Below are 26,018 nucleotides of genomic sequence, written 5' to 3'. Positions count from 1 at the left end.
GGATGCGGATGGCCAGGGAGATGGCGGCCAGCGCCGAGTACGACGGGTACATGGCCGCGTGATCGACCTGCAGCCCTACCCAGCGTTGGCTCTCGCCCTCGCACATCAGGCCTTCGACCTGGACGAAACCAGTTGGGCGGAAGCCGATCTGCAGTTCGGCCTTGATCGGCTGCTCGGCGGCTACGAACAGTTCGTCCGCTCGTTCGAGCAGTAGGTCTATACCGACAGGTCCCGACGAAGTTTGGCTACGTGGCCGGTGGCGCGGACGTTGTATTGCGCCACTTCGATTTCGCCTTTTTCGTCGACCAGGAATGTGGATCGGATAACGCCGGTGACGGTCTTGCCGTACATGGTCTTCTCGCCGAACGCACCCCATGCGGTGAGGACGGATTTGTCCGGATCCGAGAGCAATGGAAAGGTGAGCTTTTCGTTGTCGCGGAACTTGGCCAATTTGGCGGGCTTATCGGGGGAGATGCCGATGACATCGATGCCAGCGCCCTCGAGCTCGGCGAGGTTGTCGCGGAAATCGCAGGCCTGTTTGGTGCAGCCGGGCGTGCTCGCGGCGGGGTAGAAGTAGACGATCACCTTGCGGCCGCGGTAATCGGACAGCGACACGTCCTTGCCGTCGGCGTCGGGCAGGGTGAAAGCCGGGGCGGGATCGCCGGGGGAGAGTCGTTGGTTGTCGGTCACCTCTTGCACGGTAATCGAACGCCCCGACAACGCGGCCGCACCGACGCGGCCCGGCTGGCTAGACTCGTCGGCGAGCGCGGTTCGCGGCACATTCGAACACGCGGTGTGAGCGACGGGCTCGGAGGCGGCAGCCTGCGTAACCACGGAAAGACCCGCGAGCACCGCAAATTGAACACAGGAGGATATACGTGGCTAGGGATACCGAGCGGATCGAGCGGGAGATCGAGGCCGCGCGGACACGGCTCGCGAGCACGCTCGACGAAATCGCCGTACGGGCCGATCCACAGCGCATCGCCGATGACACCAAGCACATTGTGCTGGCGAAGCTGAACCAGCCGAAGGTGAAATACAGCCTGATCGGCGCGGCCGCGGTGGTTGTCGGGTTGGTGCTGGTCAAGATTTTCCGCTGAGCCGAAAACGCAGAACACCCGGTGTGGCTGAGCACACCGGGTGTTCTGCGTTTCAGGGCTATCAGACCGTCGGGCAGGCGAAGCCGTCGCCGTCCGGATCCAAATGCGGGCCGTAGCCCGGTTCCCCGCGGAACAGCGGTGCCCGACCGGCCGCGCGGGCCTCGTCGCAGTTGGCGAAGGCGCCACCGGCCGAGCCCGTCTGGGACAGGCCTGCCGAACCGGTCGCGGCCGATCCGGTATCGACGGCGGATGAGCCCGTTCCTGCGGAACCGGTGGGGACGTCGGCCAGGGCTGCGGGCGCCGCTAGAAAGGCGAGTGCTGCCGCGGCAACGCTGACGGTGAGCCGGCGAACGTTCATATATTCCTCTGTTTGTGTGCTGCGGTGGAGTAGCGTCCAGGGGGAGACGCCGCATCCACTGTTGTGACGGGCCGCGTACTTGTCAACTGCGCAGCAAAACAATTAGGGGCATTAGGGGACAACGCCCCTGCGTTCGTTATTCGCCCAAACGCTTACCCGCGAGATGTTCGGCGGGGATATTGCCCATGCGTCCGGCCTGGTAATCCGCCATGGCCTGGATGATTTCGGCGCGGGTGTTCATGACGAACGGGCCGTATTGCACCACAGGCTCTTTGATCGGCAGGCCGCCGAGCAGCAGCACCTCCAGGTCGCCGGTTCGGTTGTGTTGCAAGGCATCCGCGGCGACGGTGATCGAGTCGCCGGGACCGAATACCGCGAGTTGGCCTTCGCCGATCGGTCGACGCTCGGCGCCCACCGTTCCGCTGCCGGACAGTACGTATGCCATCGCGGTAAACCGTTGCGGCCATGGGGTTTCCAGCTGGCCACCCGGCGTGATCGAGGCGTGCGCGTAGGCGATCGGGGTGTAGGTCGAACCCGGCCCCGCGAAGCCACCCATCTCACCAGCGATAATGCGCACCAGTGCGCCACCGTCGTGCGAACTGACCAGCGTCAATTCACTGCCGCGCAGATCCTGATAGCGCGGCGCGGCCATCTTCTGCGCGCGTGGCAGATTGACCCACAGTTGGATGCCGTGGAACCAGCCGCCCGCGATGACCAATTCCTCGGCGGGCAGTTCATCGTGCAGGATGCCGGAACCGGCCGTCATCCATTGGGTGTCACCTTCGCTGATGACGCCTCCGCCGCCATTGGAATCGTGGTGCACCACGGTGCCGTCCATGACGTAGGTGACGGTCTCGAAGCCGCGATGCGGATGCCACGGCGCGCCCTTGGCCTCGTAAGGCTCGTAGGCGACCGGCCCCATCTGGTCGAGCAGGATGAACGGGTCGGCCGAGCGCAGATCCATGCTGGGGAACGGCCTGCGCACCTCGAAGCCAGCGCCTTCGCGCTGCTGATGTGCGGTGCTGATGCTGCTCACCTTCCGTTCCCGCGTCGAATCCGTGGGTCGGGGCAGGCGCGGCAGCACCATGATGTCGGGGACGGTGATGGCTGGCATGGGCACCTCCTGAAGAGTTGGTGTCCATGTCAACCAAACGCTGGCTAGGATCATTCCCGTGGTGCGTTGGTTGAACGATGACGAACAGGAGACCTGGCAGGCCTTCATCCGGCTGCGTCAGCGCCTGGATGCGGCGCTATCGGCCGGGCTGGCCCAGGACGGCCTGTCCACCGCCGACTACGAACTGCTGGTGCCGTTGTCGGCCGCGCCCGGCGGCTGTCTGCGCGCCAAGGAGTTGGCCGCCGAGGTCTGCTGGGAGAAGAGCAGGCTCTCGAAACATTTGGCGCGCATGGCCGCTCGCGGGCTCGTCGACCGTCGCCCGGCCGAGGACGACGCCAGGGGGATTCTGGTCGAACTCACACCCGAGGGACGCAAGCTGCTGGAGAAGGCGGCCCCGAACCATGTCGAGTTGGTGCGCCGGATCTTCGTCGATCCGATGACACCCGCGGAGGCGCGTGCGCTGCGCTCGCTGGCGGACAAGGTGGTCGGCGAGGCCGAGAGCGAGTCCGAACTCGGCTACTGAATCACCACGGTGCGATCGGCGGCTTCACCCACAGCAGCTTCTCGTCGCTGCTATTACGCTGTGCCGCAGGATGATTCGGATGCCGAGCGGCCCAGGCATCCTTCTCGTCGAGCAGTTCGGCCACGGTTGTCCACGTCTCGTCGGTGCTCGGTGGATTCGTCTCGGCCGCACGTGCCAGCTTCCGGCGAACCGCGGTCGGCATATCCAGCAGTTCCGTTCCGGTGATGCCGCGATCCCAGATATAGGTGGCCAGGCGGCGCGCCTTCTCGGCGCGGCTCTTCGACGCGTGGTCGGAGTGGGCGTAATCGGTCATGGCGGAATCCGCATCGGTGGTGGTCGGTTCTGGTCGACCCTACGACAATGCCTCCCCGCCGTCGGGCGGGGAGGCATTTGTTCAGCAGTCGCGGATCAGTACGCCGAGTTGACGTTATCCATCGAGCCGTAGCGGTGCGCCGCGTAGTTGCAGGCCGCGGTGATGTTGGCGACCGGATCCCAGATGTCCCAGGCGGTGCCCTCGACGTGGTAGGCGTTGAAGGTCGGGTCGATCACCTGGAGCAGACCCTTGGACGGGATGCCGGCGGCGGCGTTGGAGTCCCAGAGGTTGATGGCCTGCGGGTTGCCGCCCGATTCGCGCATGATGTTGCGGTAGATGCCGTCGTAGCTGCCCGGGATGCCGTTCGCCGCCATGATGTCGAGGGCGTGGTGGATCCAGCCGTCGAGGTTGTCCTCGTAGACCGGGGCCGGGGGCGGCGGCAGGGGCAGGCCCGGAATCGGCGGCAGTTCGGGCAGGGCGGGCAGACCCGGGATGATCGGGGCGTCGACCGGCGTGACCGCGGGGGCCGGAGCAGCCGCGTCGACCGGCGCGGCAGCGGGCTGCTGCTCGGAGACCATGGCAATGCGCGACGGAACGCTGTCGTCGGCCAGCGCGACTACGGAGGAGGTGCCGACGGCGATGACACCGGCTGCGGCCACTGCCAGGGTGACACCGTCACGCAGAGAAAGGCGGCGGAAAGAGGGGAGGCGTTTGTCGAGCATTTCGAAATCAGTTCCTTGATCGTGTCCAGAGAGGCGATCCGCCGGGTTCAGACAGCGCGGATCTCCGACGGGGCACCCGGTTGGAAGCCCGCCTGAATCGGTTCGTATGCTGTTTTCGGGTTTTGTTGTGAAGGCCAGGCGAGCCCTGGCGCACGACGCGGTTAGAGCCACCCGGGGTCGGTTCCCAGCGGGTGCCGCTGTCGAGCGGGGGAGAATGCGGTCACGGGCTGTAGCGCCGCTGCTATCTCCAGCGACCGCGGCGGGTGAAACCCATCTGCCGTTGCGGTCGTTTTCCGACTGTGTGTGGATTGCTCCACGGTGTTACCAAACTGCGGTCTGTTTCTGACCTGGTCTCAGCTTGGTCACGGTCGGTTAACGCAACATGAACGAACGGTGAATGGCAGGCGTTGCCGATCTTGGAAAGCCCTGGTCGGGCTACTGGAAACCCCCTCTATGCGGGGAGTTTGCTGCTAAACGTGATGTGACGCAGGTCACGGAAATTTCCGAGTAACGCAGGCCACTTTGTCTCGATTTGGTCACCAAGTGGCCGGACGGACCCGTCCAGGGGCGACCACGCGGGTCAAAGTGTTACGCAATTGGGCCACCGTGGAATCGCCCAAAACCGACGCCCACTGGTCGGCGAATCGGGCTGCGGCGGCATCGGCCGCGCGCGTGCAGGCCCATCCTTTCGCGGTCAGTGTGATCAATCGGGCGCGCGCGTCGTCGGGGTGCGCATTGCGCTCGGCGTAACCCTTGCGTACGAGTTCGTCGACCAGCTGACTTGCTGCCTGCTTGGTCACTCCGAGATGTTCGGCCAATTCGCCGACTGTCGCCCCGTTCGGCGCCAGCCGTACGAACGCGAACCCGTGCGTCGGCCGCACGTCGGCGAATCCGGCCGCGGCCACCCCGGCGTGGATCGCATCCGTCGCGGCCGCCCCCGCGGCCAGCAAAAGCAGTGCGAGGTCCTGGCCGGGCCGCAGGGTCGAAGCGGGTTTCGGATCCGACATGCCTTACATCTTGACATAGATGGACAAGTTGCTTGACTATATAGTCAATCTGCTTGACCAAATGAAGGAGTACGACATGCCAGTAACCCGCGCCGCCGACGCCGAAGTTCACGAAATGCACGGCACCCGCTTCACCTCCTACATTCGCCCCGGCACCGGCAGCGCCGAACTGTGCGTCTGGCAGATCCAGGTGTCCGCCGATAGCGAAGGCGTGCCGCACAAGGTGCTGCGCGAGGAGGCGTTCGTCGTCATCCAGGGCGCGGTGACGATCACGATCGACGGACAGGCGGAGGCGCTGGTGGCCGGTGATGCCGCGGTGGCGCCCGCGAATTCGATGATCGCCCTGACGAATTCGGCCGCCGAACCGGCCGTGCTCGTGGTGACGGTCCCGGTCGGATTCCGCGGTGAGCTGCCCGACGGAACCGTCATCAACCCGCCATGGGTCGCCTGATGGCGTAGGTGGCGAAGAACGCTCCCGGCGAGATGGCCACTACTGGTGAAATCAGTTGGCGGGCTTGCCGAACCAGCGGGAGAGGTGGTTGTTCAGGTCCGGCTGGTGCTCGCCGATCCAGGCGACGTGGCCGTCGGGGCGTAGCAGGATGGCCGGAACATCCAGTGCCGCAGTGGGATCGGCGATGAGGTCGATTCGGTCCGACCAGCCCTCGACGGTGAGACGTTCGGTGCGGTCGAGTACCAGGCCGCGGCCTCGATGTAGTCGATCGTAGAGGCGGCCCTGTTTCAGGTCGATGTCGCGCTGGCGGCGGCCGAGCAGGTCGGGGCCTGCGCCGAAGTCGTAGCGGATGTCGATCGCGGTGATCTTCTCGATCAGGTATCGGTTGACCTCGTTGAAGTTCATCAGTTCGGCGAGCAGCCTGCGCACGGCCTGTGGGCCTGGTTCGGTGGAGTGCAGTTGCATCTGCGCGCGGGTGTTGTCGAGCACATCTGCGGCGACGGGATTGCGTTCGCTGTGGTAGGTGTCCAGCAATGTTTCCGGGGCCCAGCCGTGGATTTGTGCGGCGAGTTTCCAGCCGAGGTTGACTGCGTCTTGAACGCCCAGGTTCAGGCCCTGACCGCCGGTTGGCGGGTGGATGTGCGCCGCGTCACCGGCAAGCAGCACCCGACCGACCCGATAACGCTCGGCCAGCCGGGTGGCATCGCCGAAGCGGGACAGCCAGCGCGGCGAGTGCACGCCGAAATCGGTTCCGGCGATGGCGCGCAACTGTTGTCGGAAATCCTCGAGGGTGGGTGGTTCGGTGCGGTCGCTGACTCCCGCGGCGGGGACCACGACGCGGTAGACCCCGTCGCCGAAGGGCTGGAGACTGAATCGCTTATCGGTTGTGTAGATCTCGCCCGCCTTGGCGGCGATCTCCTCCTGCGGCACGCCCACTTCCATCTCGCCCATCAGCGTCTCGTTTCGCGAGGGCTCGCCGGGGAAGTCGACGCCGAGCAGTTTGCGCACCGTACTGCGCGCGCCGTCACAGCCGACGAGGTAACGCGACCGCAGCCGTTCCCCATCGGCCAGCTCGACGGTCACTCCCTCGTCGTCCTGCTCGAAACCGGTTACCGCGCAACCGGTCCGGACCTGCGCACCCAATTCGATCGCATGTTCTTCGAGCAGCTGATTGATGACCGGCTGCGGGATGCCCAGTAGATAGGCGTGCGCGGAATCCAGGCCCTCGGGTGCGGGTTTGGGAATAGCGGCGAAGATACCGCCGACCGGACGCAGTCTTCCGCGTTCGAGAAGCCGATCCAGCAGTCCGCGCATCCCCATCAGCTCGAGACTGCGAATATGCAGGCTGACTATGCGGACGAACGATACGGGCTCGGGTTCCTTGTCCAGAACGAGGACCCGCACATCGTGCAGCCGCAGTTCAGCGGCCAGCATCGCCCCGGTGGGCCCGCACCCGGCAATGATCACATCGAACACGAACCACCCATTCGCCTAATTCTCTGCCCCCAGTCGCCGTGCGTCCCCGTCCTCAGGCGCGGCCCGCGTGTGCAAGCGTCTCGCCGATTCCGGATTTCCGCAGGTCCTGGCATTGGTGGCCCAGTGTGCGGCACCCCAGGGGCTTGCCGCAAGCGATATATAGGGAGGGGAGTTGGCCCGATCAATGTCGAGGGCGTTGAGCGAACCCGAGTTTGGCGATGGCCGCTTCGGTGACCGGCGCAGCGGCCACAGTCGAGAACCCGGTTCGCGCAGTACGACCGGCCCACTAGGTTGCTCAGGATCCGGCGACAGATGGTGGTGACTTTTTGGTGTGCTTTTGGTGACGGTCCGGTACAAACGGAACAAGCCCGATCATGAAATCGGGCCTGACCTGCTAATTTAAGTGCGCCATCAGGGACTCGAACCCCGAACCCGCTGATTAAGAGTCAGCTGCTCTGCCAATTGAGCTAATGGCGCGTGTCTCGCTGCGCTCCGTGTTCCGGTGCGGGACAAACATTAACAGGCCGAGTGCCCAGAAGTGAAATCGGTTTCTGACCAGGGGCGATGGGGCAGTTCGCGATGGGTGTTAACACCCGGCCGAGTGCGGATGATCTAACCGGTGGAACTCGCCTGTGGCGGAGGAATTTCACATTGGACCGGACCCGTTGAGCTGGCAGAATGTCTGGAGCGTGGTCCGGACCGGACTCCGTCGGCGTTGCGGGAGGAGCGTGGTCGGGTTGGATCCGAGCCATCGGTGCCCTGCGGCATCGGGACTTGAAACGGGGTTTGGTTATGAGCGTTGGTCTTGGTCGACATCGGTCGATGAGAAAGATCACGGGACCGGTAATCGTATGCGCGGTGTTGGCGCTGGCCTTGACGGCGTGTTCGTCGTCCAACGCCGCCGACAACTCGACGGTCGTCATCGACCGTAATCCGATCACCGAGCTGATGAAGCCCAAGCTGTTGTCGCCGGTCAAGGACGGTGACATGGGGATTTCACCGGGCATGCCGCTGACCTTCAAGGTCGACGACGGCAAGTTCACCACCGTGACGCTGACCAATCCGCAGGGTGTTCCGGTCGCGGGCAAGCTGGCCGCGGACGGGCGGACCTGGGAGACCGCCGAGGTGCTCGGCTACGGCAAGACCTACAAGCTCAAGGCCGACGCGATCGGTTTGGGCGGTGCGAATTCCACCGTATTGAGCTTCACCACCAGTTCCCCGGACAGCCAGACCAAGCCGTATCTGCTGCCGGGCGAGGGTGAGGTGGTCGGGATCGGCCAGCCGGTGGCCGTGCAGTTCGACGAGAACATCCCGGATCGCAAGGCCGCGCAGAATGCGATCAAGATCACCACCGAGCCGCCGGTCGAGGGCGCCTTCTATTGGGTGAACAAGCGTGAGGTTCGTTGGCGGCCGGAGCACTTCTGGGCGCCGGGCACCAAGGTCACCATTGATGTGAACGTCTACGGCCGTGATCTCGGCAAGGGGCTGTTCGGCCAGGACAATATCCATTCGTTCTTCACCGTCGGCGATCCGACGATCTTCACCGCGGACGACAACACCAAGCAGGTGACGGTTGAGATGAACGGTGAGGTGGTGCGGACCATGCCGACCTCGATGGGCAAGGACAGCACGCCCACCGATAACGGCATCTACATCGTCGGGGACCGCTTCGACCGCATCATCATGGACTCCTCGACCTACGGCGTCGCGGTGAGTTCGCCGAACGGCTACAAGACGCCGGTCGACTACGCGACCCGACTTTCCTACTCCGGCATCTTCTTTCACTCCGCGCCGTGGTCGGTCGGTGCGCAGGGCTACTCGAACACCAGCCACGGCTGCCTGAACCTGAGCCCCGCCAACGCGCTGTGGGTTTTGCAGAACGCCAAGCGCGGCGACATCACCATCGTCAAGAACACCGTGGGTGGCACGCTTTCGGGTGTGGACGGACTCGGGGACTGGAACATTCCGTGGTCGGAGTGGAAGGCGGGCAACGCCGACAACAGCTAGGCACTACGCGCAACTGAGCGTCGCTCCGACGGCGCTTCCGAGCGCGGCGCACAGCAGCGGTCCGCCGAACAACAGATTCTCGAAGCCGGACATCGCGGCACCGGCCGAGCCGGTGCCCGAGGAGCCGGTGGTGGTGACCCCACCGGCCGATCCGGTGGTGACCGAGCTCGAACCCGTACTGGATCCGGTGCCCGGCTCGACCGCGATGTCCGCGGTCGCGGTACCGGTGGCACCTGCGAGCAGGGTGGTGCCGACGAAAGCTGCGATAACCGCCGAACGCATCACGAACTTGGTGTCTTTCTGATCGGTCGGGGTGGCGTCCCCGCCCCGCGTGCCCGCAGTCTACGGAGTGAAACATGAATTTGTCAGATAATTGGCCGAGTCCGCGAAAGCCCGAAACGCGTGGGCTTGACATGCGTGAAACCGACTGCCGCACAAAGAAATAAGCCAAGGGGGTCCGACTGTGCCGACGCCGATCATGCGGTCGTGCCGTGGTTGCGCGGCCACCCCGAACAGGGTGCCGCGCTTCTGGACGAAATAGCCGACTTCCTCCGGGCTGACGGCCGGATGCGGCTCGGCTCGGTTATCACAGTTCCTGACAGCGACAAGCCGGTACAGCAACCACCCAGCGATCGGACGCTACACTCGCTTCCGTCAACCCCACTACCGCGAGATCTGCGGCCAAGGTGCGTGGTCTCCCGAAATCGCCTGGGTATGTGGCTGACCCGGAGTGATTTCTGCTCGGCTGGGGTGGTTGGCGGTGGCTCCCGGTGCGATTCGGTCTCGACTTGCTGAAAGGGTCTGCTCCTCGTGGGTGTTGAAGATCGGTACTCGGTCACGTTCCCTGAGCGTTGTCATCCTCGTGGTTTGCCGCGTGATGCCGGGGCTGTTGTCGCGACGGTGATCGTTGCCGTTCTCGCGGTTACGGTGGCCTTTGCCTCCGGTATTGCCGTCGCTGAACCACCAGCCCCGTCGACGCGCTTTCATCAGCAACATCTCGACTGGCATACCTGCGAGGATGCGGCCCTGGTGGCGGAGGGCGCGGCCTGTACGGATGTCGAGGTGCCACTCGATTACGGCACGCCAGACGGGCCGAGCATAACGATCGCGGTCTCGCGGATCCCGGCACGCGACACAGCAGACCGTCGCGGTGTGCTGCTGACCAACTCGGGCGGTCCCGGTACGCCGGGGATCGATGCGTTCGATCTTGTCGGTGATGTTCTCGAACCGGATGTGCTGAGCCGCTATGACCTGATCGGATTCGACCCGCGCGGAGTCGCCCGATCCGGGCGGCACCAGCAATGCGGATGGCCGGTCGCCACCCCGATCCGCTCGGCAGGTGTCGGGTTACCCGGATTCGTCGCCGAAACAGTCCTGCAAGCACGGCTGGCCGCCGATTGCCTGGGGGGCGATCGAAACTGGATGCGGCAGCTCAGCACCCGCAATACCGCCCGCGACATGGACGTGATACGTGCAGCACTGAGCGAGGACCGCATCAGCTATTACGGCGTGTCTTACGGAACGTACCTGGGTGCCGTCTACTCCCAGTTGTTCCCTGGCCGATCCGATCGCATGGTGCTCGATAGTGCCATCGATCCGCAGCGCTACTGGCTTGGGTTGCAACAGGACTGGGGTCCGGCATTGGAAGCGGCCTTCGACGACTGGGCCGACTGGGTCGCGGCGCGTGACCAGCAGTACCACCTCGGCGCCTCCGCACCTGAGGTACGTCGTGGAGTCGAGGACCTGATCGACCGCGCATCGCTGTCGCCGATCGAGGTCGAGGGCTTCGGCTTCGATGATCATCTCCTGCCGAACGTGCTGTGGACGATGTTGCGTGACGCGCGATTGAACGAGGCCCTAGCGGCATCGGTACGGGCCATCACCGACGCGGCCGAGGGACGCGCACCGCAGGTGCCCCAGCAGCTGCACCAGCAGATCGAGGCCGACAAGCACGACGAAGATTCGGTCATGGTGCAGATCTGGTGTGCGGACGCACCGATGCCCGCCGACCCTGTCTGGTACTGGAATGCGATCCAGGCGGCCCGCCCGACCCAGCCGATCTTCGCCGCACTGGCCAACAACATTCAACCCTGTGCATTCTGGCCACCGCCCGTGGAACCACCCACTGTGGTCGACAACGCCGTGCCAGCACTCATCCTGCAGGCCACCGGCGACAACCGGACACCCTACGCACAGGCTGTAGCACTGCATCATCAAATGTCAGGGTCGCGCTTGATCACCTTGACCGACACCAGGATCCACATGGTGTTGCGTCCGGGTTTGAGCACCTGCATCCTCGACACCACCAACCGCTACTTCCGCAATGGAACCTTCCCGGCAGACGACCGCACCTGCCAGCCCACCACACCAATCGAGTAGGCCCCCGCTGTCCGGGTCATGCCGGGTGATTCGTGCTGGTCGTCATCCTCATTTCAGATCGAGGTGCCGTGCCGGTACGCCAGCACCTTGGCCATCAGCAAGTAGGCCGTGTGGGCTGCTAGGACCCTGGCAGCCGACAATCATCGCTGGGGGAGAAATGCCTGCCGCGCGTTCTCACGTCGCGCTGTACGAACCGGGCGGTCCGGCCGTGCTACCTGCGGAAATAAGGAAGGTGCGAACCGATAGCTCAGAATTCGGTTCGCACCCTCACAGTGGGGTGAGTGACGGGACTCGAACCCGCGACAGCCAGGATCACAACCTGGTGCTCTACCAACTGAACTACACTCACCATCGCCGGTGAATCACCAGCGCGGTCGATATTAGCGTGTCAACCCCTCGAGTCCCTAATCGGTTTTTGACGTGGCGTTTTGCGCGGTCTCCCGGTCGCCGCCGCTGAGTTCGGTCGCGACGGCGGTGATCTCCGCGGTCGAAGGGCCGGGGGCGGCGACGAAGGCGGTGCGCCGGTAGTACTCCAGCTCGCGGATGGATTCCTTGATATCGGCCAGGGCGCGGTGGGTCAGACCCTTCTCCGGCTGCCCGAAGTAGATGCGCGGGTACCAGCGGCGGCACAGCTCCTTGATGGAGCTCACATCGATCATCCGGTAGTGCAGATGCGCATCGAGTGCGGGCATATCGCGGGCGATGAAGCCGCGGTCGGTTGCGATGGAATTGCCAGCCAGTGGAACCGTGCCCGCGGTGGGGGCGTATTCGCGGATGTAGTCGAGTATCTGCTGCTCGGCGTCGGCGAGGGTGACCGTCGAGCGGCGCACTTCGTCGGTGAGGCCTGAACGTGCGTGCATATCGGCGACCACCTGCGGCATGGCGGCCAGCGCCGCGTCGTCGGCGTGAATGACGATATCCACGCCGTCACCGAGAATATTGAGGTCACTATCGGTCACGAGCGCGGCCACCTCGATCAGCTTGTCGCTGTCGAGGCGCAGGCCGGTCATCTCACAATCCATCCACACCACGTATTTGTCGGACACCCCGGCAACATTAGCTGTATTTATTGGCGATGCCTTCGGCATCGCCGCATGCTTGCTCTCGCTTCGCCCGAAACCGGAGGTTGTGCCGGTGCTGGTTGCGTTGGGAGTGCATGTCACCACCGGGTGAGCAGTCTCAGTGGGAGCAGCGGCGATAGAGTTTGCGGAAGATCGGCGTATGCGTTTCGGCACGACAGCTAACACTGCGAAAGCAGTCAGGGTCAGACCAGACGGAGGACGCGATGGACGCAGGATCGCGAGGCGATTCGATGGGGGGCGGCGGTCGGGAGACGGGTGCGCCGACCCCTCAGCAGAAGGCGGCCGCGGCACGGAAGGCGGCCGAGGAAGCCGCGCGCGTGGCCGCGGAAGCCGCCGCCGCGGCCGAGGCCGCCGAACGGGAGCTGGCCGTGCAGGAGGCGGCGGCCGCGAGCGCGGACCCGAATGCGGCCAATGCGGTGGCACAGGCCGAGGCCGCGCAAACCAAGGCCGCCGCGACGGCGCAAACCGCGGCCGCCAGCGCTGCCGCGGCGGAATCCGCCCAGTTGGCGGCGACCACGACCGCGCAGGCCGCGGAACAGTCGGTGGCGCAGCAGATCGCGGCTGGGTACGCGTTCGACGGAGCGGCACTGGAATTGGGTACCGTTGTCGTGGACGGCTCCGTGGATCCGACTGCGCGCGTGCGGATTCCGATGCGCACCATGAACCGGCACGGGCTGGTGGCCGGCGCGACCGGTACCGGCAAGACGAAGACGCTGCAGGGCATCGCCGAACAGCTTTCGCGGGCCGGGGTTCCGGTGGTGCTCGCCGATATCAAGGGCGACCTGTCCGGGCTCGCGCAGCAGGGGCAGGCCGATGAAAGGCTCAGTGCCAGGGCTGCTGAGACCGGTGCGCCGGATTGGGCGCCGACCGGTTATCCGACCGAATTCGTCTCGCTCGGTACCGGTGGTGTCGGGGTGCCGATCCGCGCGACCATCACCGCATTCGGTCCGGTGCTGCTCAGTAAGGTGTTGGCGCTCAACGAAACTCAGGAGTCCACGCTCGGGCTGATTTTTCACTGGGCGGATAAGGCGGGTCTCGGTCTGCTGGATCTGAAGGATCTGCGCGCCGTTATCACCCATCTCACCAGCCCGGAGGGCAAGGAAGATCTGAAGGGCATCGGCGGGGTTTCGGCGGCGACGGCCGGTGTCATCTTGCGCGCGCTGGCGAATCTCGAGGCCGATGGCGGTGACACCTTCTTCGGTGAGCCCGAACTGGATCCGGCCGATCTGCTGCGGACCGAGGGCGGTCATGGCGTGATCACGCTGTTCGAACTCGGTGCGCAGGCGGCGCGGCCGGTGATGTTCTCGACCTTCCTGATGTGGGTGCTCGCCGACCTGTTCCAGACGCTGCCCGAGGTCGGTGATGTCGAAAAGCCCGAGCTGGTCTTTATTTTCGACGAGGCGCATCTGCTGTTCGCGGATGCCTCGAAGGCATTCCTGGAGCAGGTGGAGCAGACGGTCAAACTGATCCGGTCCAAGGGGGTCGGCGTCTTCTTCTGCACCCAGCTGCCGACCGATATCCCGAATTCGGTGCTCTCCCAACTGGGTGCGCGCATTCAACACGCCCTGCGTGCCTTCACGCCCGACGATCAACAGGCACTGTCCAAGACGGTTCGCACCTACCCGAAGACCGGTGTCTACGACCTCGAGCAGGCGCTCACCTCGCTCGGGACCGGTGAGGCGATCGTGACGGTGCTCTCGGAGACGGGCGCGCCAACTCCCGTGGCGTGGACCAGGATTCAGCCGCCGCGCTCGCTGATGGACACCATCGGTGCGGATCAGATCAAATCCCGGGCGCTGTCCAGCGCATTGGCCGCAAAGTACGGCCAGACCATCGATCGTGAGTCGGCCTACGAGATCATGGCCGCGAAAGTCGCTGCGGTACCGGAGCAACCGGAGGCCGCTCCGGCTCCGGGGCGTTCGAAGGCCGCCCCCGAGGAGGAATCCGCCGTCGATCGCATCATGAAGAATCCGGCGGTGAAGAGCTTCCTGCGTTCGGCCGCGACCGCCGCGGGGCGGGAGATCAGCCGCAGCATTTTCGGTACCCGCAAGCGCTGAGAGCAGCGGCTAGCGGCCGCCAATCGCACCGCCGACGCGGTGGCCGTCGAATTGCTCGCGCCGTTCTCGGCGGCCGAACGCCGACAGTTGCACGACCTGCTCGGCCGGTTCATCGAACACGCCGCCGGACAAGCCTGCGACGGTGCCCGTCAGTTGCCGATATCGCGGGCGTCAGTGGTTTCGCGGCGGATCAGCTGGCGTGCGCGTCCGTCACGTACCGCGATAACCGGCGGGCGACCGACGCTGTTGTAGGACGAGGCGAGGCTGTGGTGGTAGGCGCCGGTGCACGGCACCGCGAGCACTTCGCCGGGGCGCAGATCGGCCGCGAGTTGGATATCGGTGGCCAGCACATCGCCCGCCTCGCAGCAGCGACCCGCCACTGTCGCGGTCATCTGCGGTCCGTACGGATGCCGATTCGCAACTACTGGGCGCGGCCACCGATGACGTTTGGCATTTGCTCGTGAGATCTTGGAGTTCAGTTCGCGCACCGGAGCTGTGTAGTCCACCACAGGAGTGATGCGGTCGGGTCTGATCTTCAGGGATGAACGCGGGGGTCCATCGCGCAATGCTTCCGACTGCCCGCACTTCCTGAATCGCGCGGTGGCGGGAAGCTTCTGTTGTCAGCCGCCCAGCTTCTTGTAGAACGCGCCTGCGACGGGGGCGGTGAGGGCGCGGGGACCGTATTGCCCCGCGACGCTCATGCCCTTGCTGATCAGGCCGGGAACCACGCGCATCTTGTTGCGGGCCAAGGCGTCGATGGAGATTTTGGCGGTGTATTCAGAGGTGACCCACATGAAGTCGGGCACCATGCGGTCGACGATGGAGGCGTCGGCTGGGTCGGGGGTGTCGGTGCGAACGGGCCCCGGGGCGAGCAGGGTGACGTGCACGCCCGAGCCCTTCAATTCGCCGCGCAGCGATTCGGAGAAGGTATTGGCGAACGCCTTGGTCGCCGCATAGGTCGCATTGTTCGGAATCGGCATATTGCCCGCCGCCGAACCGCTGATCAAGATGCCACCGGCACCCCGGGCGATCATGCGGGGCAGCACGGCCAAGGTGAGATCGTGCACCGCAACGGCATTGAGCTCCATCTGCGCCCGCTCATATGCCGGATCCAACTCGGCGACCGCACCGAACGTCGCGATACCGGCGTTATTACACAGGATCGAAATATCGCGTGCCGCCAACTCCTCGACCAGCGCCCCCCGCGCCGTCCGATCGGCCAGATCAACCGCCCGCACCTCCGCGGTAATCCCATGCGCCAACGTCAACCGCTGCGCAAGTTCGGTCAACACCTCACCCCGCCGCGCAACCAGGATCAACGAATACCCGCGCGCAGCAAGCTCAGCGGCAAGCGCAGTCCCGATACCAGAAGAGGCACCAGTAACAACCGCACGATTCTCAGAGGTAGCAGACGGCAAACTCACGACACGAGCCTAGGCGATCCACCCCCGCCCCCTCGCCCACGCCCCAGCTCGGATCGAAAATGTAACCATGGAGGCGCGCTCTCGACATTTGCCTCCACCAGCCACATGGTGATCATCGGTTCAGGACTGCAGTGCGGCAGTGGGCTCGCGTCGAGGGGCAACTACGTTCGGCGAGGTCGGCACCTGCCGCTGCGTCGTCCGACAAGGTGCGCGCCGACACAGCCGAGGCGGCGGCGCGCCGTCTCCCACTCCACGGAACAGCAGCGACGAGCCCAGAGGATCACGGCGCACCAAGTAGAACCCCCACACGCTCCGCTACGTTGAGAATGCGCTGGTGGAGGGGCGCTCTCGGCATTGCCTCCACCGGCGTATGGTGAGCGACGGTTCAGGACTGGTTACAGGCGGGCTGCCAGGCGGGTGCCTTGGTCGATGGCGCGTTTGGCGTCGAGTTCGGCGGCTAGGTCGGCGCCGCCGATCAGGTGGATGTCGGCGCCCGCGGCGCGTAGGGGTTCTTCGAGTTCGCGGACGGATTCCTGGCCGGCGCAGATGATGACGTTGTCGACCGGGATCAGTTGGGGGCGTTGGCGTTTCTCGCCGAAGCTGATGTGTAGGCCGTTGTCGTCGATACGTTCGTAGTTGACGCCGCCGACGTGCTCGACGCCTTTCGCCTTCAGCGCCGCGCGGTGCACCCAGCCGGAGGTCTTACCGAGGTCCTTGCCGAATGGGGTCGACCTGCGTTGCAGCAGAACGACTTCGCGGGCAGCTGGTGCTGGCTTCGGTTCGGTGAGCTGGCCGCGTGTCTGTTCATCCACGGAGTCGACGCCCCACTCTTCCTTCCATTCGTCGAGTTTGAGGGTGGGATGTCCTTCGACGGTGAGGAATTCGCTCACGTCGTAACCGATGCCGCCCGCACCGATAACGGCGACGCGCTTGCCGACCGGCCGCTCCTCGCGCACCAGTTCGGCATAGGACAGCACCATCGGGTGATCGATGCCGGGAATATTCGGAATGCGCGGGCGCACGCCGGTGGCCAGCACGATCTCGTCGTAGCGCGCCTCGAGCAACTCCGTCGCGGTGACCCGCTTGTTCAGATGCACGGTCACGCCGGTGACCTCCAGCATCCTGGTGTAGTAGCGGATCGACTCGTTGAACTCCTCCTTGCCGGGAATGCGGCGCGCGATATCGAACTGCCCGCCGATCTTGTCGTCGGCCTCGAAAAGGTCGACCCGGTGCCCACGTTCGGCGAGATTCACCGCCGCCGACAGTCCGGCCGGGCCCGCGCCGACCACGGCGACGCGTTTGGTGCGCCGTGTCGGCAGCAGCTTGAGTTCGGTTTCGTGGCCAGCGCGTGGGTTCAGCAGGCAGGAAACTGTCTTGTGTTGGAAGGCGTGATCCAGGCACGCCTGGTTGCATGCGATGCAGGTATTGATCTCGTCGACCCGATCGGCGGCGGCCTTGTTCACCCACTCCGGATCGGTGAGGAACGGTCGCGCCAGCGAAACCAGTTGCGCGTCACCGCGAGTGAGGATCTCCTCGGCGATCTCGGGCATATTGATCCGGTTGGAGGCGCAGACCGGAATGTTCACGTGTTCGGTGATCTTCGCGGTGAATTCGACGAAGGCGGCCCGCGGCACCGAGGTGACGATGGTCGGCACCCGCGCCTCGTGCCAGCCGATATCGGTATTCAGAATGCTGGCGCCCGCTGCTTCGAGTTCCTTTGCCAGCGCGACGATTTCATCGAACGTCTGCCCGTTCTCGACCAATTCCGCCATGGACAAACGGAATACGATGATGAAGTCCGGCCCGACGGCCGCGCGGGTGCGCCGCACGATCTCCACCGCGAGCCTGCGCCGGTTCTCCGGCGAGCCGCCCCACTTGTCGGTGCGCTTGTTCGTCCGCGGCGCGAGGAACTGGTTGATGAAATAGCCTTCACCACCCATGATTTCGCAACCGTCGTAGCCCGCGAACTGGGCCAGCTTCGCGCAGCGCGCGTAGTCGTCGATGGTCTGCTCGACCCCGCGCGCGGAGAGCTTGCGCGGGCGGAACGGATTGATCGGAGCCTTGATCGAGGATGCCGAAACACTGCCCGGCATATAGGAATAACGGCCCGCGTGCAGGATCTGGATGGCGATCTTGCCGCCCTCTTCGTGTACCGCCTTGGTGATCACCCGGTGCCGGTAGGCCTCGGACTTATTGGTGAGTTTGGCACCGAACGGCAGCAGCCAGCCGGTGCGGTTCGGGGCGTAGCCGCCAGTGATGATGAGACCGACACCGCCGCGGGCACGTTCGGCGAAATAGGCTGCGAGCCGGTTGGTATCCCAGGCACGATCCTCCAGGCCGGTATGCATCGACCCCATGATCACGCGATTGCGCAGTGTGGTGAAGCCGAGATCGAGAGGCTCGAAAAGATGGGGGAACGAACTCATCGCTGAGTCTCACCTTTCTTCGGGTCCGCGTGCGGGGCTGTCGCACGTGGTTGCAGGGCTTGCAGTACTTCGTCGCACCATTCGACGAATCCGGACTCCACCCGGATGCCCGCGCGCAGCACGAGGTACTGGTGCAGTGGGGTACCGGAAAGCTGTTCCGGAGCCGGGAAGTCACGTTTCTCGATGAGCCGGAACAGCTCGAGGCGCTGATTGTGCTGCTCGCGATGCCGGACGACCTCGTCGCAGAGCGCTCCGATATCGCCGTGCGCGGCGGCGCGGATCTTCACACCGAGTTCGTTTCGCGGCATCGAGGTATCGGTCGGCGCGGCGATCCAGCGCGCCAGCTCTGCCCGGCCTGCCTCGTTCACGGAGTAGACCTTCTTATCCGGCCTGCCCTCCTGGGCCACCGCCTCGCTGCTGAGCCAGCCGGATTCCTCCATGCGCTTGAGCACGCGATAGATCTGCTGATGGGACGCGCGCCAGAAGAAGCCGATGGACTTGTCGAAGCGGCGCGCCAGCTCATAGCCCGAACCGGCGCGCTCGGTCAGCGATACCAGCAGCGCATGCTCGAGTGCCATGGCGCCAGGTTATCGTTACACCCGGTACTATGCAACTGAGTGCATAGCCGAGCGGTATCGGGTGTTGGCCCGCCTGTCGAGGAGTTCCGCACTAGGCTGCGCCCATGAGCGCCGCATCGCGCAGCGATTCGATGAGGGTGGTGGCCGGGTGACGGATGAGCCGGAGATCGACGCGCGGGCAACTGTCGGGCAGGCAGCCGGGCGCGGACAAGTGGTGGCTTGGGGATTGTGGGACTGGGGGTCCTCGGCATTCAATGCCGTGATCCTGACCTTCGTCTTCTCGGTGTACCTCACCGATAAGGTCGGCGACGATCTGCCGGGCGGGGTGTCATCGAGCGCGTGGCTCGGCTGGGCTCTCGGCAGCGCGGGTTTCGTGGTCGCACTCACCGCGCCGATCAGCGGCCAGCGCTTCGACGCGAGCGCCAAACGTAAACGCTCACTAGGGTTGTTGACCGCGCTGACCGTCTTGTCGATGGCGCTGATGTTCTTCGTGCACGACGACTACCGCTATTTCTGGTTCGGCCTGGTCCTGCTCGGCTTCGGCTCGGCGTTCTTCGAATTGGCGGGCGTGCCCTACAACGCCATGCTGCGCCAGGTCTCCACCCCGGCCGATGTCGGCCGTGTCTCCGGATTCGGTTGGGCCATGGGCTATTTCGGTGGCATCTTCCTCCTGCTCATCAGCTACTTCGGTTTCATCTCCGGCCACGGCGACAATCGCGGACTACTGGGCGTGCCCATCGATGACGGTACGAATATCCGATTGGTCGCGATGCTGGCCGCGGTCTGGTTCGCCGCCTTCGCGCTGCCGGTGCTGTTCGCCGTACCCGAATTGCCGCACACCAATGCCGATCCCGGCGCGGCCAAGGCCGGATTCTTCGGCTCGTATCAGGTGCTGTGGCGGGATCTGCGGGAACTGTGGGCGGTGGATCGACGCACGGTCGGCTTCCTGGTCGCCAGTGCGATCTTCCGGGACGGTCTGGCCGGGGTTTTCACCTTCGGTGCGATCCTGGCGGTGCGGGTCTACGGCATCGCAGACTCCGATGTGCTGCTGTTCGGCATTGCCGCGAATGTCGTCGCGGCACTCGGTGCGGTCACCGCTGGCCGGTTCGATGATCGCCTCGGTCCGAAGATCGTGATCGTGATATCGCTGGTCGCCATGGTGCTCTGTGGCAGCGCGCTGTTGCTCGTGTCCGGTCCGGTCATGTTCTGGATTTTCGGCCTACTGCTGACCATCTTCGTCGGCCCCGCCCAATCCGCCGCCCGCTCGTTCCTCACCCGACTGGCCCCACCCGGGCGCGAGGGCCAGATGTTCGGCCTCTACACCACCACCGGTCGGGCCGTATCCTTCCTCGCCCCAGCACTTTTCGGCTTCTTCGTCTGGGCTTTCGACGCCGACCGCGCCGGCATTGTCGGCATCCTGGTGGTCCTCGCGGTCGGCTTGGCGGCACTGCTCCCGGTCCGCAGCCCGGATGGCATACCCAATTCCGTGGGCGACCGCGTCATCAACTGAGTCCGGGCGACCTCGCCCTATTCTTTTTTCGGCAGCCAGGCGGCCATGCCGAGTGCGATGAGGCGGACCTGTCGGATGGTGCGGTCGATGATCGCGGGCTGGTCACGCGGAGTGGCGGCGACGAAGTCGGCAATGCAGTCGGCGACCGTGGAGACGATCAGGTCGGCGGCCAATTCGAGGTCGTCGGGGGACCAGGAGTCCAGGGTCGGAATCCGGGACAGGTCGACGACCAGTTCGCGCACGATCAATTGCAGTTCGAGCGCGATGGCATGTTGCAGGGCGGCCGAGCCGCCGCGGCGTTCGCGGGTGATGAAGCCGAAGAGTTCGCGCTTGGTGGCGACCTGATCGAAGACGAACCGCACGGTCTCCGAGAGTCGGGCATCGGGTGTGCGCCGCAGTTGACGCAGGGCCAGACGCAGCGCCCGGATACCCTCGTCGACCAGGGCCGCGCCGAGATCGTCGAGTGAGGCGAAATGCCGATAGAACGCGGTCGGCACAATGCCCGCGGAGCGGGCGATCTCACGCAGGCTCAGCGCGCCGAAGCCGCGCTCGGCGGCGAGCGCGAGCGTGCCTTCGAGCAGGGCCTGCCTGGTGCGCTCCTTGCGTTCGCCCCGGGTAGCTGCGGTCTCGGTCATCACAGTGAGCATACAGCCGTTCACCATTCGTCCATTCCAAGGATGTAGTTCGGGTCACATCAGTTCCTGGTTGACACTGGACCCGGTCCATCGGTCACACTATTTGAGTGTACAGGCGTGCACTGAAATCTTCGCCGATGAGGGTTCAGGAGTACGCCGAGGCCCGAAAGCAGAGGCAACTTCCATGGTGGGACTCATCGACCTGGTGCAAACCCTGACCACACCACACTCGCTCGACCGCTACCTGGAACTCGTCCGCCCCACGCTGACGGTTCGGGAGTTGCGGGCGGAAATCACCCACGTCCGCCGCTCGGTGCCGGGCTCGGTGACGCTGACCCTGCGCCCGACCTGGCAGTGGCGCGGTCACGTCGCGGGGCAATACGTGCAGATCGGCGTCGTGATCGACGGCGTCCGGCACACCAGGTGCTATTCGCCGGTCAATCCGGCGGGTCGCCGCGACCGCCACCTGCAACTGACGGTCAAGGCGCATCCGGGCGGCCTGGTGTCGCAATACCTGTACCGCAATGCCGTACCCGGCATGGTGGTCAGCCTGGAACCGGCCGCCGGTGTATTCCAGCTGCCCGAACCGCGTCCCGAACGGATCCTGCTGATCAGCGGCGGCAGCGGCATCACCCCGGTGCTGTCCATGCTGCGCACGCTGGCGCAGGAGGGCTACCCGGGCGAACTCGCTTTCCTGCACTATGCGAAATCACCGGAGACGGTGCCGCATCGGGCCGAGCTGGAGGCGATTGCGCAGGCGCACGAGAACTTCCGCGTCGAACTGCGCTATCCCGGTGACGGTTCCGGCCATTTCGACTACGACCAACTCGAAAGCGTCGCACCTTGGTTCGCCGACGGCGAGACCTACGTCTGCGGGCCGCAGGGCCTGATGGACGCGGTGCGCAAGGTCTTCGAGGCGGAGCAGTTGGAGCAGCGGCTGCACACAGAGGAATTCACCCTGTCGACCACGCCGGTCGACGTCGAGGATGCCTTCGGCACGGTCAGCTTCTCGGCCAGCGGACGCAGCGCCGAGAACAACGGCGCGGTCCTGCTGGAGCAGGCCGAGGCCGCGGGGCTGACACCGGAGTACGGCTGCCGGATGGGTATCTGCTTCTCCTGCACCGCGGTTCGGCGCAGCGGCTGCACCCGCAACGTGCGCACCGGCGAAATCGACAGCGATCCGGATCAGCCCATCCAGCTCTGCATCAACGCGCCCGTCGGCGACGTCGACATCGATATCTGACAAAGGGGACCCAGCAATGACAATTCTGACCGAAACGAATGACGGCCCGCTGGTATTGAGCCCGGACCAGGTCGAGGAACTCGGCCGCGCCCTCGACGACCTGCGTGCCCGTGTCGTCGCCGATCTCGGCGATGCCGACCGCGAGTACATCTACTCGATCATCAAGGCGCAGCGCGGTTTCGAGATCGCCGGGCGCGGCCTGCTGTACCTCGGCTTCCTGCCGCCGTTCTGGTTGGCCGCGGTGGCCGCGCTGAGTGTGTCGAAGATCCTGGACAATATGGAGATCGGCCACAATGTCATGCACGGCCAGTACGACTGGATGCGCGAGCGCGGCCTGAATTCCCGTGAGTTCGAATGGGATACGGTCTGCCCGGCGGATCAGTGGAAGCATTCGCACAACTACATGCACCACACCTTCACCAATATCCACGGCATGGACCGCGATATCGGCTACGGCATCCTGCGCATGGACGAGGCCCAGCAGTGGAACCCGTTGCGACTGGGCCAGCCGCTCTACGCCTTCGCGCTGATGGTGCTGTTCGAATGGGGTGTCATGGGCCACGACCTGGAGGTGGAGAACATCATCCGGGGCAAGAAGAGTTGGTCGGACATCAAGCGTTTGTTGAAAGGCCAGTGGCGCAAGGCCGGTCGGCAGGTGCTCAAGGATTACCTCGTCTTCCCGGCACTGACCGGTCCGCTGTTCGTCAGCACCCTCGCCGGAAACGCCGCCGCGAATCTGGTGCGCAACCTGTGGGCCTTCTCCATCATCTTCTGCGGCCACTTCCCAACGGGCGTACAGACGTTCACCGAAGAGGAGACCGCCGAGGAGACTCGCGGTGAATGGTATGTCCGGCAGATGCTCGGCTCGGCCAACATCACCGGCAGCAAGCTGTTCCACATCATGTCGGGCAATTTGTCGCACCAGATCGAGCACCACCTGTTCCCGGATCTGCCCGCGAACCGCTATCCGCAGATCGCGCCGGAGGTTCGGGAACTGTGTGAGAAGTATGGACTGCCGTACAACACCGGCTCGCTCACTAAGCAAGTCGGATCGGTGTGGCTGAAGATTTTCAAGCTTGCACTACCGCCGTTCTTGGTCGGGAAGGAGTCCACGCCCGGTGTTATCGTGATGCGACAGCGGAACACAACCGAAGTGGGCGTGTGAATGATCGGTAAATTCGAAAGCAACAAGGATCTGATTCAAGAATTGACTTCCTCTGGTGCGCGGCATGTCGGAAATATTGCGAATATCATCACCGGCACCGTCGCGGAGGTCACCCGGGAGATCGGCGAGTGGATCACCGACGCCATCGAGATGAACGAGGCCGCGGCCGCCGCGCGCAAGGATGCCGCGGCGCAGCGCACGAACGATCTCGTCGACGAGGCCGATGTGTCCTATGACGCGGAGGTCGAGCCGAGCACGTCGTTCGTCGAGGCGGAAGTGGTCGAGCCTCAGAATGATCGGTAGGGGGCTCGCGAGCCCCCGGTGATCACCACACCGGCAGCCTGCGCCGGTGTTCGGTCACATCGGTGACCAGGTCCTTGTACCCGTCGGCCAGTTCGGCCAACCGGCTCCACTGCAGTTGGGCGTCATCGTCCAACTGCAGTGGATGCGGCGGCTGGATCGGTGCCGAGATGCCCAATGCATGTTCTGCCGCAACCCATTTCGCTGCCATTCGATCGATGACGGCGCCCAGCGTCTCGGTGTGCAGCGAGGCGCCGGCGCGGTGCTCCACATTGCTGGCGACCCAATTGTCGATATGGCCGACCAGTTCGGTTCGGTGTCCGTCGAGGTCGTCGACTAGTTGCAGGCACTGTGCGACGCATCCGCTCGACGCGTCCGGCGCATGCGCCGCCTGTAGGGCATCGCGCCTGCGTTCATGGCATTCGACCAGTTCGCGTGCCGCGGCAAGCACACGGTGCCGGTGTCGATTCGGACCGTGGGGTTCACGAAATGCGCGCAGTAGCGCCGATGGCGATGGCAGCTCGTCGGCTTCGATACGACCCGCTGCGTATTGGGTAGGCATGATGCACGCCCTTGCGGTGGCGATGGGTGTGTATTTGGATGCGCCAGGGCCGAGGAGGATTTCGGGGAGGGGCACCCCTCGGCTCCGGCGCAGCCCCGCACCCGGATCGCCCTCCATACAGTCCACCAGCACGGCAAAGAAACCGGGAAATCCGCGACGATGCGATGAGGAAGACGGCCCGAGAAAATCGGGACCTTTTCAGGAAAGCGCGATAGTCGAATCGGCGCAATAGAATGGTGTAGAAACAGATGAGCTGCCGGGAAATCGTTATGATCCGTTACGGATCGGTCACATAACCGCCGACTTTCCTACCTTCGTGAAATCGCTGAGCGCATGGGCAGCAACCACTTCCGGCGAGGTGCGCGCACGACGCCGTTCGATCGACTAGCCTCGGTCTTTGTGCCCGCCTATGTGTCTTCACCCGAGCTGACGTTCGGGTTCATGTTCGCGCTGGAAGATCCGGAGCGAATCGCCGAGGTCGTGCGCACGCTCATCCTCCGCAAGACGGTGTCGGTGTTTCGGCTCGCGCGCCTGTCCGACGACGACGGCCCGCCCGAACGCTATGTCGTGAACTGGGCGGTGATTCCGCAGATCTCGATCACTACCAGCGCCCCGGATCCCGACGAGCTGGAAGCCGGGCAGATCATGCTGGTGAACGCCTTCCTCGGCGAGGAGGGTGAGGTCAGTCTGTACTCGGCCCAGGGGCAGGCACCGGGCTGAGGGTGCGGCAGGGCCATTGCGGCACTGCGTGATTCGCCACGACGGCGGCCACCTTTTCGTTGGCGTGTCGGTATCGGAACGTGGTCTGACCCGAGGTCCGGTACGGGACAATCGGGACATTCCACTCGTTGTCGAGGCATCGAAGCACCTGGAAGGAGCATCGATCATGGAGCCCGAGAAAACCGTCGCCGCCGCTGGCCCGGCAAATCCGGTTCGTGTCCGAGGAGATCTCGATCCCGCGCTATCGCGCTGGATGTGGCTGGTCAAATGGATCCTGGCCATCCCACACGCCATTATTCTGGTATTCCTCTACATCGCGTACGCGATCGTCTCGGTGGTCGCATTCTTCGCGATTCTGATCACCGGAAACTACCCGCGCGCACTGTTCGACTTCAATGTCGGCGTCATGCGCTGGGGTTGGCGGGTCGGCTTCTACGCCTACTCGGTGCTCGGCACGGATAGGTATCCGCCGTTCAGCCTGCAGTCGGATCCGGATTATCCGGCGGATCTGGAGATCGACTATCCGGAGCAGCTGAGTCGTGGTCTGGTACTGGTGAAATGGTGGCTGCTGGCCATTCCGCACTATCTGATCCTCGCCGCGATATTCAGTGCGGGTATGGGCGGCAAGTACGGGTGGGGCGGATTTACGCTGGCCAATGTGCTTGTGCTGGTCGCAGTGCTGGCACTGCTGTTCACCGCGGTATATCCCAAGGCGCTGTTCGATTTCCTGCTCGGCCTGCACCGGTGGTCCATCCGGGTGGGCGCCTACGCCTCGCTGATGCGTGACGAATATCCGCCGTTCCGGCTCGATCAGGGCGCTCGCGAACCCGAAAACAGCTGAATATCAACCGAATCGCGGAGCCGGA

General features: G+C 64.6%; 29 protein-coding genes and 2 tRNA genes. 13 read left to right on the top strand and 18 right to left on the bottom strand.

What is annotated here, in order from left to right; all coding sequences use genetic code 11:
• Positions 1-58: 58 nt before the first annotated feature.
• Complete coding sequence (locus ACQP1T_RS31810; protein ID WP_433756714.1) at positions 59-214, top strand: hypothetical protein; 156 nt, start codon at positions 59-61, stop codon at positions 212-214.
• A gap of 2 nt (positions 215-216) precedes the next feature.
• Here the strand turns inward: ACQP1T_RS31810 and bcp are convergent, their stop codons facing one another.
• On the bottom strand, positions 217-690 hold the full coding sequence (gene bcp / locus ACQP1T_RS31805) for a thioredoxin-dependent thiol peroxidase (RefSeq protein ID WP_433756713.1): 474 nt from the start codon (positions 688-690) through the stop codon (positions 217-219).
• Between the two features lie 188 nt (positions 691-878).
• Here bcp and ACQP1T_RS31800 point away from each other — a divergent pair, with 188 nt between their 5' ends.
• The gene (locus ACQP1T_RS31800; protein WP_433756712.1) at positions 879-1,100 is read left to right on the top strand and encodes a DUF3618 domain-containing protein; all 222 of its coding nucleotides are present in this window, start codon (positions 879-881) and stop codon (positions 1,098-1,100) included.
• Between the two features lie 61 nt (positions 1,101-1,161).
• On the opposite strand, the gene ACQP1T_RS31795 is transcribed toward ACQP1T_RS31800, so the two are convergent.
• Complete coding sequence (locus ACQP1T_RS31795) at positions 1,162-1,458, bottom strand: excalibur calcium-binding domain-containing protein (RefSeq protein ID WP_433756711.1); 297 nt, start codon at positions 1,456-1,458, stop codon at positions 1,162-1,164.
• Between the two features lie 136 nt (positions 1,459-1,594).
• A complete protein-coding gene (locus tag ACQP1T_RS31790) occupies positions 1,595-2,572 on the bottom strand; it encodes a pirin family protein (RefSeq protein ID WP_433756710.1) in 978 nt (325 codons plus the stop codon).
• A gap of 58 nt (positions 2,573-2,630) precedes the next feature.
• Between ACQP1T_RS31790 and ACQP1T_RS31785 the strand changes: the two genes are divergently transcribed.
• Entirely contained in the window at positions 2,631-3,095 is a 465-nt protein-coding gene (locus ACQP1T_RS31785; protein WP_433756709.1) for a MarR family winged helix-turn-helix transcriptional regulator, read from the top strand.
• 1 nt (position 3,096) lies between these two features.
• On the opposite strand, the gene ACQP1T_RS31780 is transcribed toward ACQP1T_RS31785, so the two are convergent.
• The 3 genes from ACQP1T_RS31780 to ACQP1T_RS31770 form a co-directional block, all read right to left on the bottom strand.
• Complete coding sequence (locus ACQP1T_RS31780; RefSeq protein ID WP_433756708.1) at positions 3,097-3,408, bottom strand: hypothetical protein; 312 nt, start codon at positions 3,406-3,408, stop codon at positions 3,097-3,099.
• A gap of 95 nt (positions 3,409-3,503) precedes the next feature.
• Positions 3,504-4,130 (bottom strand): transglycosylase SLT domain-containing protein, encoded by a 627-nt coding sequence (locus ACQP1T_RS31775; RefSeq protein WP_433756707.1) that lies wholly within the window; start codon positions 4,128-4,130, stop codon positions 3,504-3,506.
• Between the two features lie 536 nt (positions 4,131-4,666).
• Positions 4,667-5,137: a MarR family winged helix-turn-helix transcriptional regulator gene (locus tag ACQP1T_RS31770; protein WP_433756706.1), complete on the bottom strand. Its 471-nt coding sequence runs from the start codon at positions 5,135-5,137 to the stop codon at positions 4,667-4,669.
• A gap of 76 nt (positions 5,138-5,213) precedes the next feature.
• Between ACQP1T_RS31770 and ACQP1T_RS31765 the strand changes: the two genes are divergently transcribed.
• On the top strand, positions 5,214-5,588 hold the full coding sequence (locus tag ACQP1T_RS31765) for a cupin domain-containing protein (protein WP_433756705.1): 375 nt from the start codon (positions 5,214-5,216) through the stop codon (positions 5,586-5,588).
• A gap of 51 nt (positions 5,589-5,639) precedes the next feature.
• On the opposite strand, the gene rox is transcribed toward ACQP1T_RS31765, so the two are convergent.
• Together rox and ACQP1T_RS31755 are read right to left on the bottom strand one after the other, a co-directional pair.
• On the bottom strand, positions 5,640-7,064 hold the full coding sequence (gene rox, locus ACQP1T_RS31760; protein ID WP_433756704.1) for a rifampin monooxygenase: 1,425 nt from the start codon (positions 7,062-7,064) through the stop codon (positions 5,640-5,642).
• 404 nt (positions 7,065-7,468) lie between these two features.
• Positions 7,469-7,541: transfer RNA gene (locus ACQP1T_RS31755), tRNA-Lys, on the bottom strand.
• 315 nt (positions 7,542-7,856) lie between these two features.
• Here ACQP1T_RS31755 and ACQP1T_RS31750 point away from each other — a divergent pair.
• Positions 7,857-9,071: a L,D-transpeptidase gene (locus ACQP1T_RS31750; protein ID WP_433756703.1), complete on the top strand. Its 1,215-nt coding sequence runs from the start codon at positions 7,857-7,859 to the stop codon at positions 9,069-9,071.
• A 3-nt stretch (positions 9,072-9,074) separates the two neighbouring features.
• On the opposite strand, the gene ACQP1T_RS31745 is transcribed toward ACQP1T_RS31750, so the two are convergent.
• A complete protein-coding gene (locus tag ACQP1T_RS31745) occupies positions 9,075-9,353 on the bottom strand; it encodes a hypothetical protein (RefSeq protein ID WP_433756702.1) in 279 nt (92 codons plus the stop codon).
• A gap of 585 nt (positions 9,354-9,938) precedes the next feature.
• On the opposite strand from ACQP1T_RS31745, the gene ACQP1T_RS31740 reads away from it, so the two are divergent.
• The gene (locus ACQP1T_RS31740; protein WP_433756701.1) at positions 9,939-11,450 is read left to right on the top strand and encodes an alpha/beta fold hydrolase; all 1,512 of its coding nucleotides are present in this window, start codon (positions 9,939-9,941) and stop codon (positions 11,448-11,450) included.
• 273 nt (positions 11,451-11,723) lie between these two features.
• Here the strand turns inward: ACQP1T_RS31740 and ACQP1T_RS31735 are convergent.
• Both ACQP1T_RS31735 and orn read right to left on the bottom strand, forming a co-directional pair.
• Positions 11,724-11,799, bottom strand: a tRNA-His gene (locus tag ACQP1T_RS31735).
• Positions 11,800-11,854: 55 nt separating this feature from the next.
• Positions 11,855-12,496 (bottom strand): oligoribonuclease, encoded by a 642-nt coding sequence (orn, locus tag ACQP1T_RS31730; protein WP_433756700.1) that lies wholly within the window; start codon positions 12,494-12,496, stop codon positions 11,855-11,857.
• A gap of 239 nt (positions 12,497-12,735) precedes the next feature.
• Here orn and ACQP1T_RS31725 point away from each other — a divergent pair, with 239 nt between their 5' ends.
• The gene (locus ACQP1T_RS31725) at positions 12,736-14,589 is read left to right on the top strand and encodes a helicase HerA-like domain-containing protein (protein ID WP_433756699.1); all 1,854 of its coding nucleotides are present in this window, start codon (positions 12,736-12,738) and stop codon (positions 14,587-14,589) included.
• Between the two features lie 9 nt (positions 14,590-14,598).
• Here the strand turns inward: ACQP1T_RS31725 and ACQP1T_RS31720 are convergent, their stop codons facing one another.
• The 5 genes from ACQP1T_RS31720 to ACQP1T_RS31700 all read right to left on the bottom strand — a co-directional run bounded on the left by ACQP1T_RS31720 (position 14,599) and on the right by ACQP1T_RS31700 (position 19,017).
• Entirely contained in the window at positions 14,599-14,721 is a 123-nt protein-coding gene (locus ACQP1T_RS31720) for a hypothetical protein (protein ID WP_433756698.1), read from the bottom strand.
• Between the two features lie 17 nt (positions 14,722-14,738).
• The gene (locus tag ACQP1T_RS31715; protein WP_433762440.1) at positions 14,739-15,077 is read right to left on the bottom strand and encodes a hypothetical protein; all 339 of its coding nucleotides are present in this window, start codon (positions 15,075-15,077) and stop codon (positions 14,739-14,741) included.
• A 132-nt stretch (positions 15,078-15,209) separates the two neighbouring features.
• Positions 15,210-16,013 carry a mycolate reductase gene (gene cmrA, locus ACQP1T_RS31710; RefSeq protein ID WP_433756697.1) on the bottom strand — a complete coding sequence of 268 codons (804 nt, stop codon included), beginning with the start codon at positions 16,011-16,013 and terminating at the stop codon, positions 15,210-15,212.
• A 395-nt stretch (positions 16,014-16,408) separates the two neighbouring features.
• Positions 16,409-18,439 carry an FAD-dependent oxidoreductase gene (locus ACQP1T_RS31705; RefSeq protein ID WP_433756696.1) on the bottom strand — a complete coding sequence of 677 codons (2,031 nt, stop codon included), beginning with the start codon at positions 18,437-18,439 and terminating at the stop codon, positions 16,409-16,411.
• The gene (locus tag ACQP1T_RS31700) at positions 18,436-19,017 is read right to left on the bottom strand and encodes a PadR family transcriptional regulator (RefSeq protein ID WP_433756695.1); all 582 of its coding nucleotides are present in this window, start codon (positions 19,015-19,017) and stop codon (positions 18,436-18,438) included. The genes ACQP1T_RS31705 and ACQP1T_RS31700 overlap by 4 nt, the downstream gene beginning before the upstream one ends.
• 148 nt (positions 19,018-19,165) lie before the next feature.
• On the opposite strand from ACQP1T_RS31700, the gene ACQP1T_RS31695 reads away from it, so the two are divergent.
• Entirely contained in the window at positions 19,166-20,527 is a 1,362-nt protein-coding gene (locus ACQP1T_RS31695) for an MFS transporter (protein WP_433756694.1), read from the top strand.
• Between the two features lie 17 nt (positions 20,528-20,544).
• Here the strand turns inward: ACQP1T_RS31695 and ACQP1T_RS31690 are convergent, their stop codons facing one another.
• The gene (locus ACQP1T_RS31690; RefSeq protein WP_433756693.1) at positions 20,545-21,162 is read right to left on the bottom strand and encodes a TetR family transcriptional regulator; all 618 of its coding nucleotides are present in this window, start codon (positions 21,160-21,162) and stop codon (positions 20,545-20,547) included.
• 184 nt (positions 21,163-21,346) lie between these two features.
• Between ACQP1T_RS31690 and ACQP1T_RS31685 the strand changes: the two genes are divergently transcribed.
• The 3 genes from ACQP1T_RS31685 to ACQP1T_RS31675 are packed head-to-tail and all read left to right on the top strand — an operon-like array spanning position 21,347 to position 23,873.
• Positions 21,347-22,405, top strand: coding sequence for a ferredoxin reductase (locus ACQP1T_RS31685; protein WP_433756692.1), 1,059 nt, complete (start codon positions 21,347-21,349; stop codon positions 22,403-22,405).
• 16 nt (positions 22,406-22,421) lie between these two features.
• Entirely contained in the window at positions 22,422-23,570 is a 1,149-nt protein-coding gene (locus tag ACQP1T_RS31680; RefSeq protein ID WP_433756691.1) for a fatty acid desaturase family protein, read from the top strand.
• On the top strand, positions 23,571-23,873 hold the full coding sequence (locus ACQP1T_RS31675) for a hypothetical protein (protein ID WP_433756690.1): 303 nt from the start codon (positions 23,571-23,573) through the stop codon (positions 23,871-23,873).
• Positions 23,874-23,895: 22 nt separating this feature from the next.
• Here ACQP1T_RS31675 and ACQP1T_RS31670 read toward each other — a convergent pair whose 3' ends face one another.
• A complete protein-coding gene (locus ACQP1T_RS31670) occupies positions 23,896-24,432 on the bottom strand; it encodes a DUF4254 domain-containing protein (RefSeq protein WP_433756689.1) in 537 nt (178 codons plus the stop codon).
• A 441-nt stretch (positions 24,433-24,873) separates the two neighbouring features.
• On the opposite strand from ACQP1T_RS31670, the gene ACQP1T_RS31665 reads away from it, so the two are divergent.
• Both ACQP1T_RS31665 and ACQP1T_RS31660 read left to right on the top strand, forming a co-directional pair.
• Positions 24,874-25,152, top strand: a complete 279-nt coding sequence (locus ACQP1T_RS31665) for a hypothetical protein (RefSeq protein WP_433756688.1) — start codon at positions 24,874-24,876, stop codon at positions 25,150-25,152.
• A 166-nt stretch (positions 25,153-25,318) separates the two neighbouring features.
• Complete coding sequence (locus tag ACQP1T_RS31660; protein WP_433756687.1) at positions 25,319-25,993, top strand: DUF4389 domain-containing protein; 675 nt, start codon at positions 25,319-25,321, stop codon at positions 25,991-25,993.
• Positions 25,994-26,018 lie beyond the last annotated feature (25 nt).

The sequence above is a fragment of the Nocardia sp. CA-135398 genome (assembly GCF_050955845.1).
GTDB lineage: Bacteria > Actinomycetota > Actinomycetes > Mycobacteriales > Mycobacteriaceae > Nocardia.
Note: the sequence above shows the minus strand (reverse complement) of the source record. Positions and strands in the feature narration are given on the sequence as shown.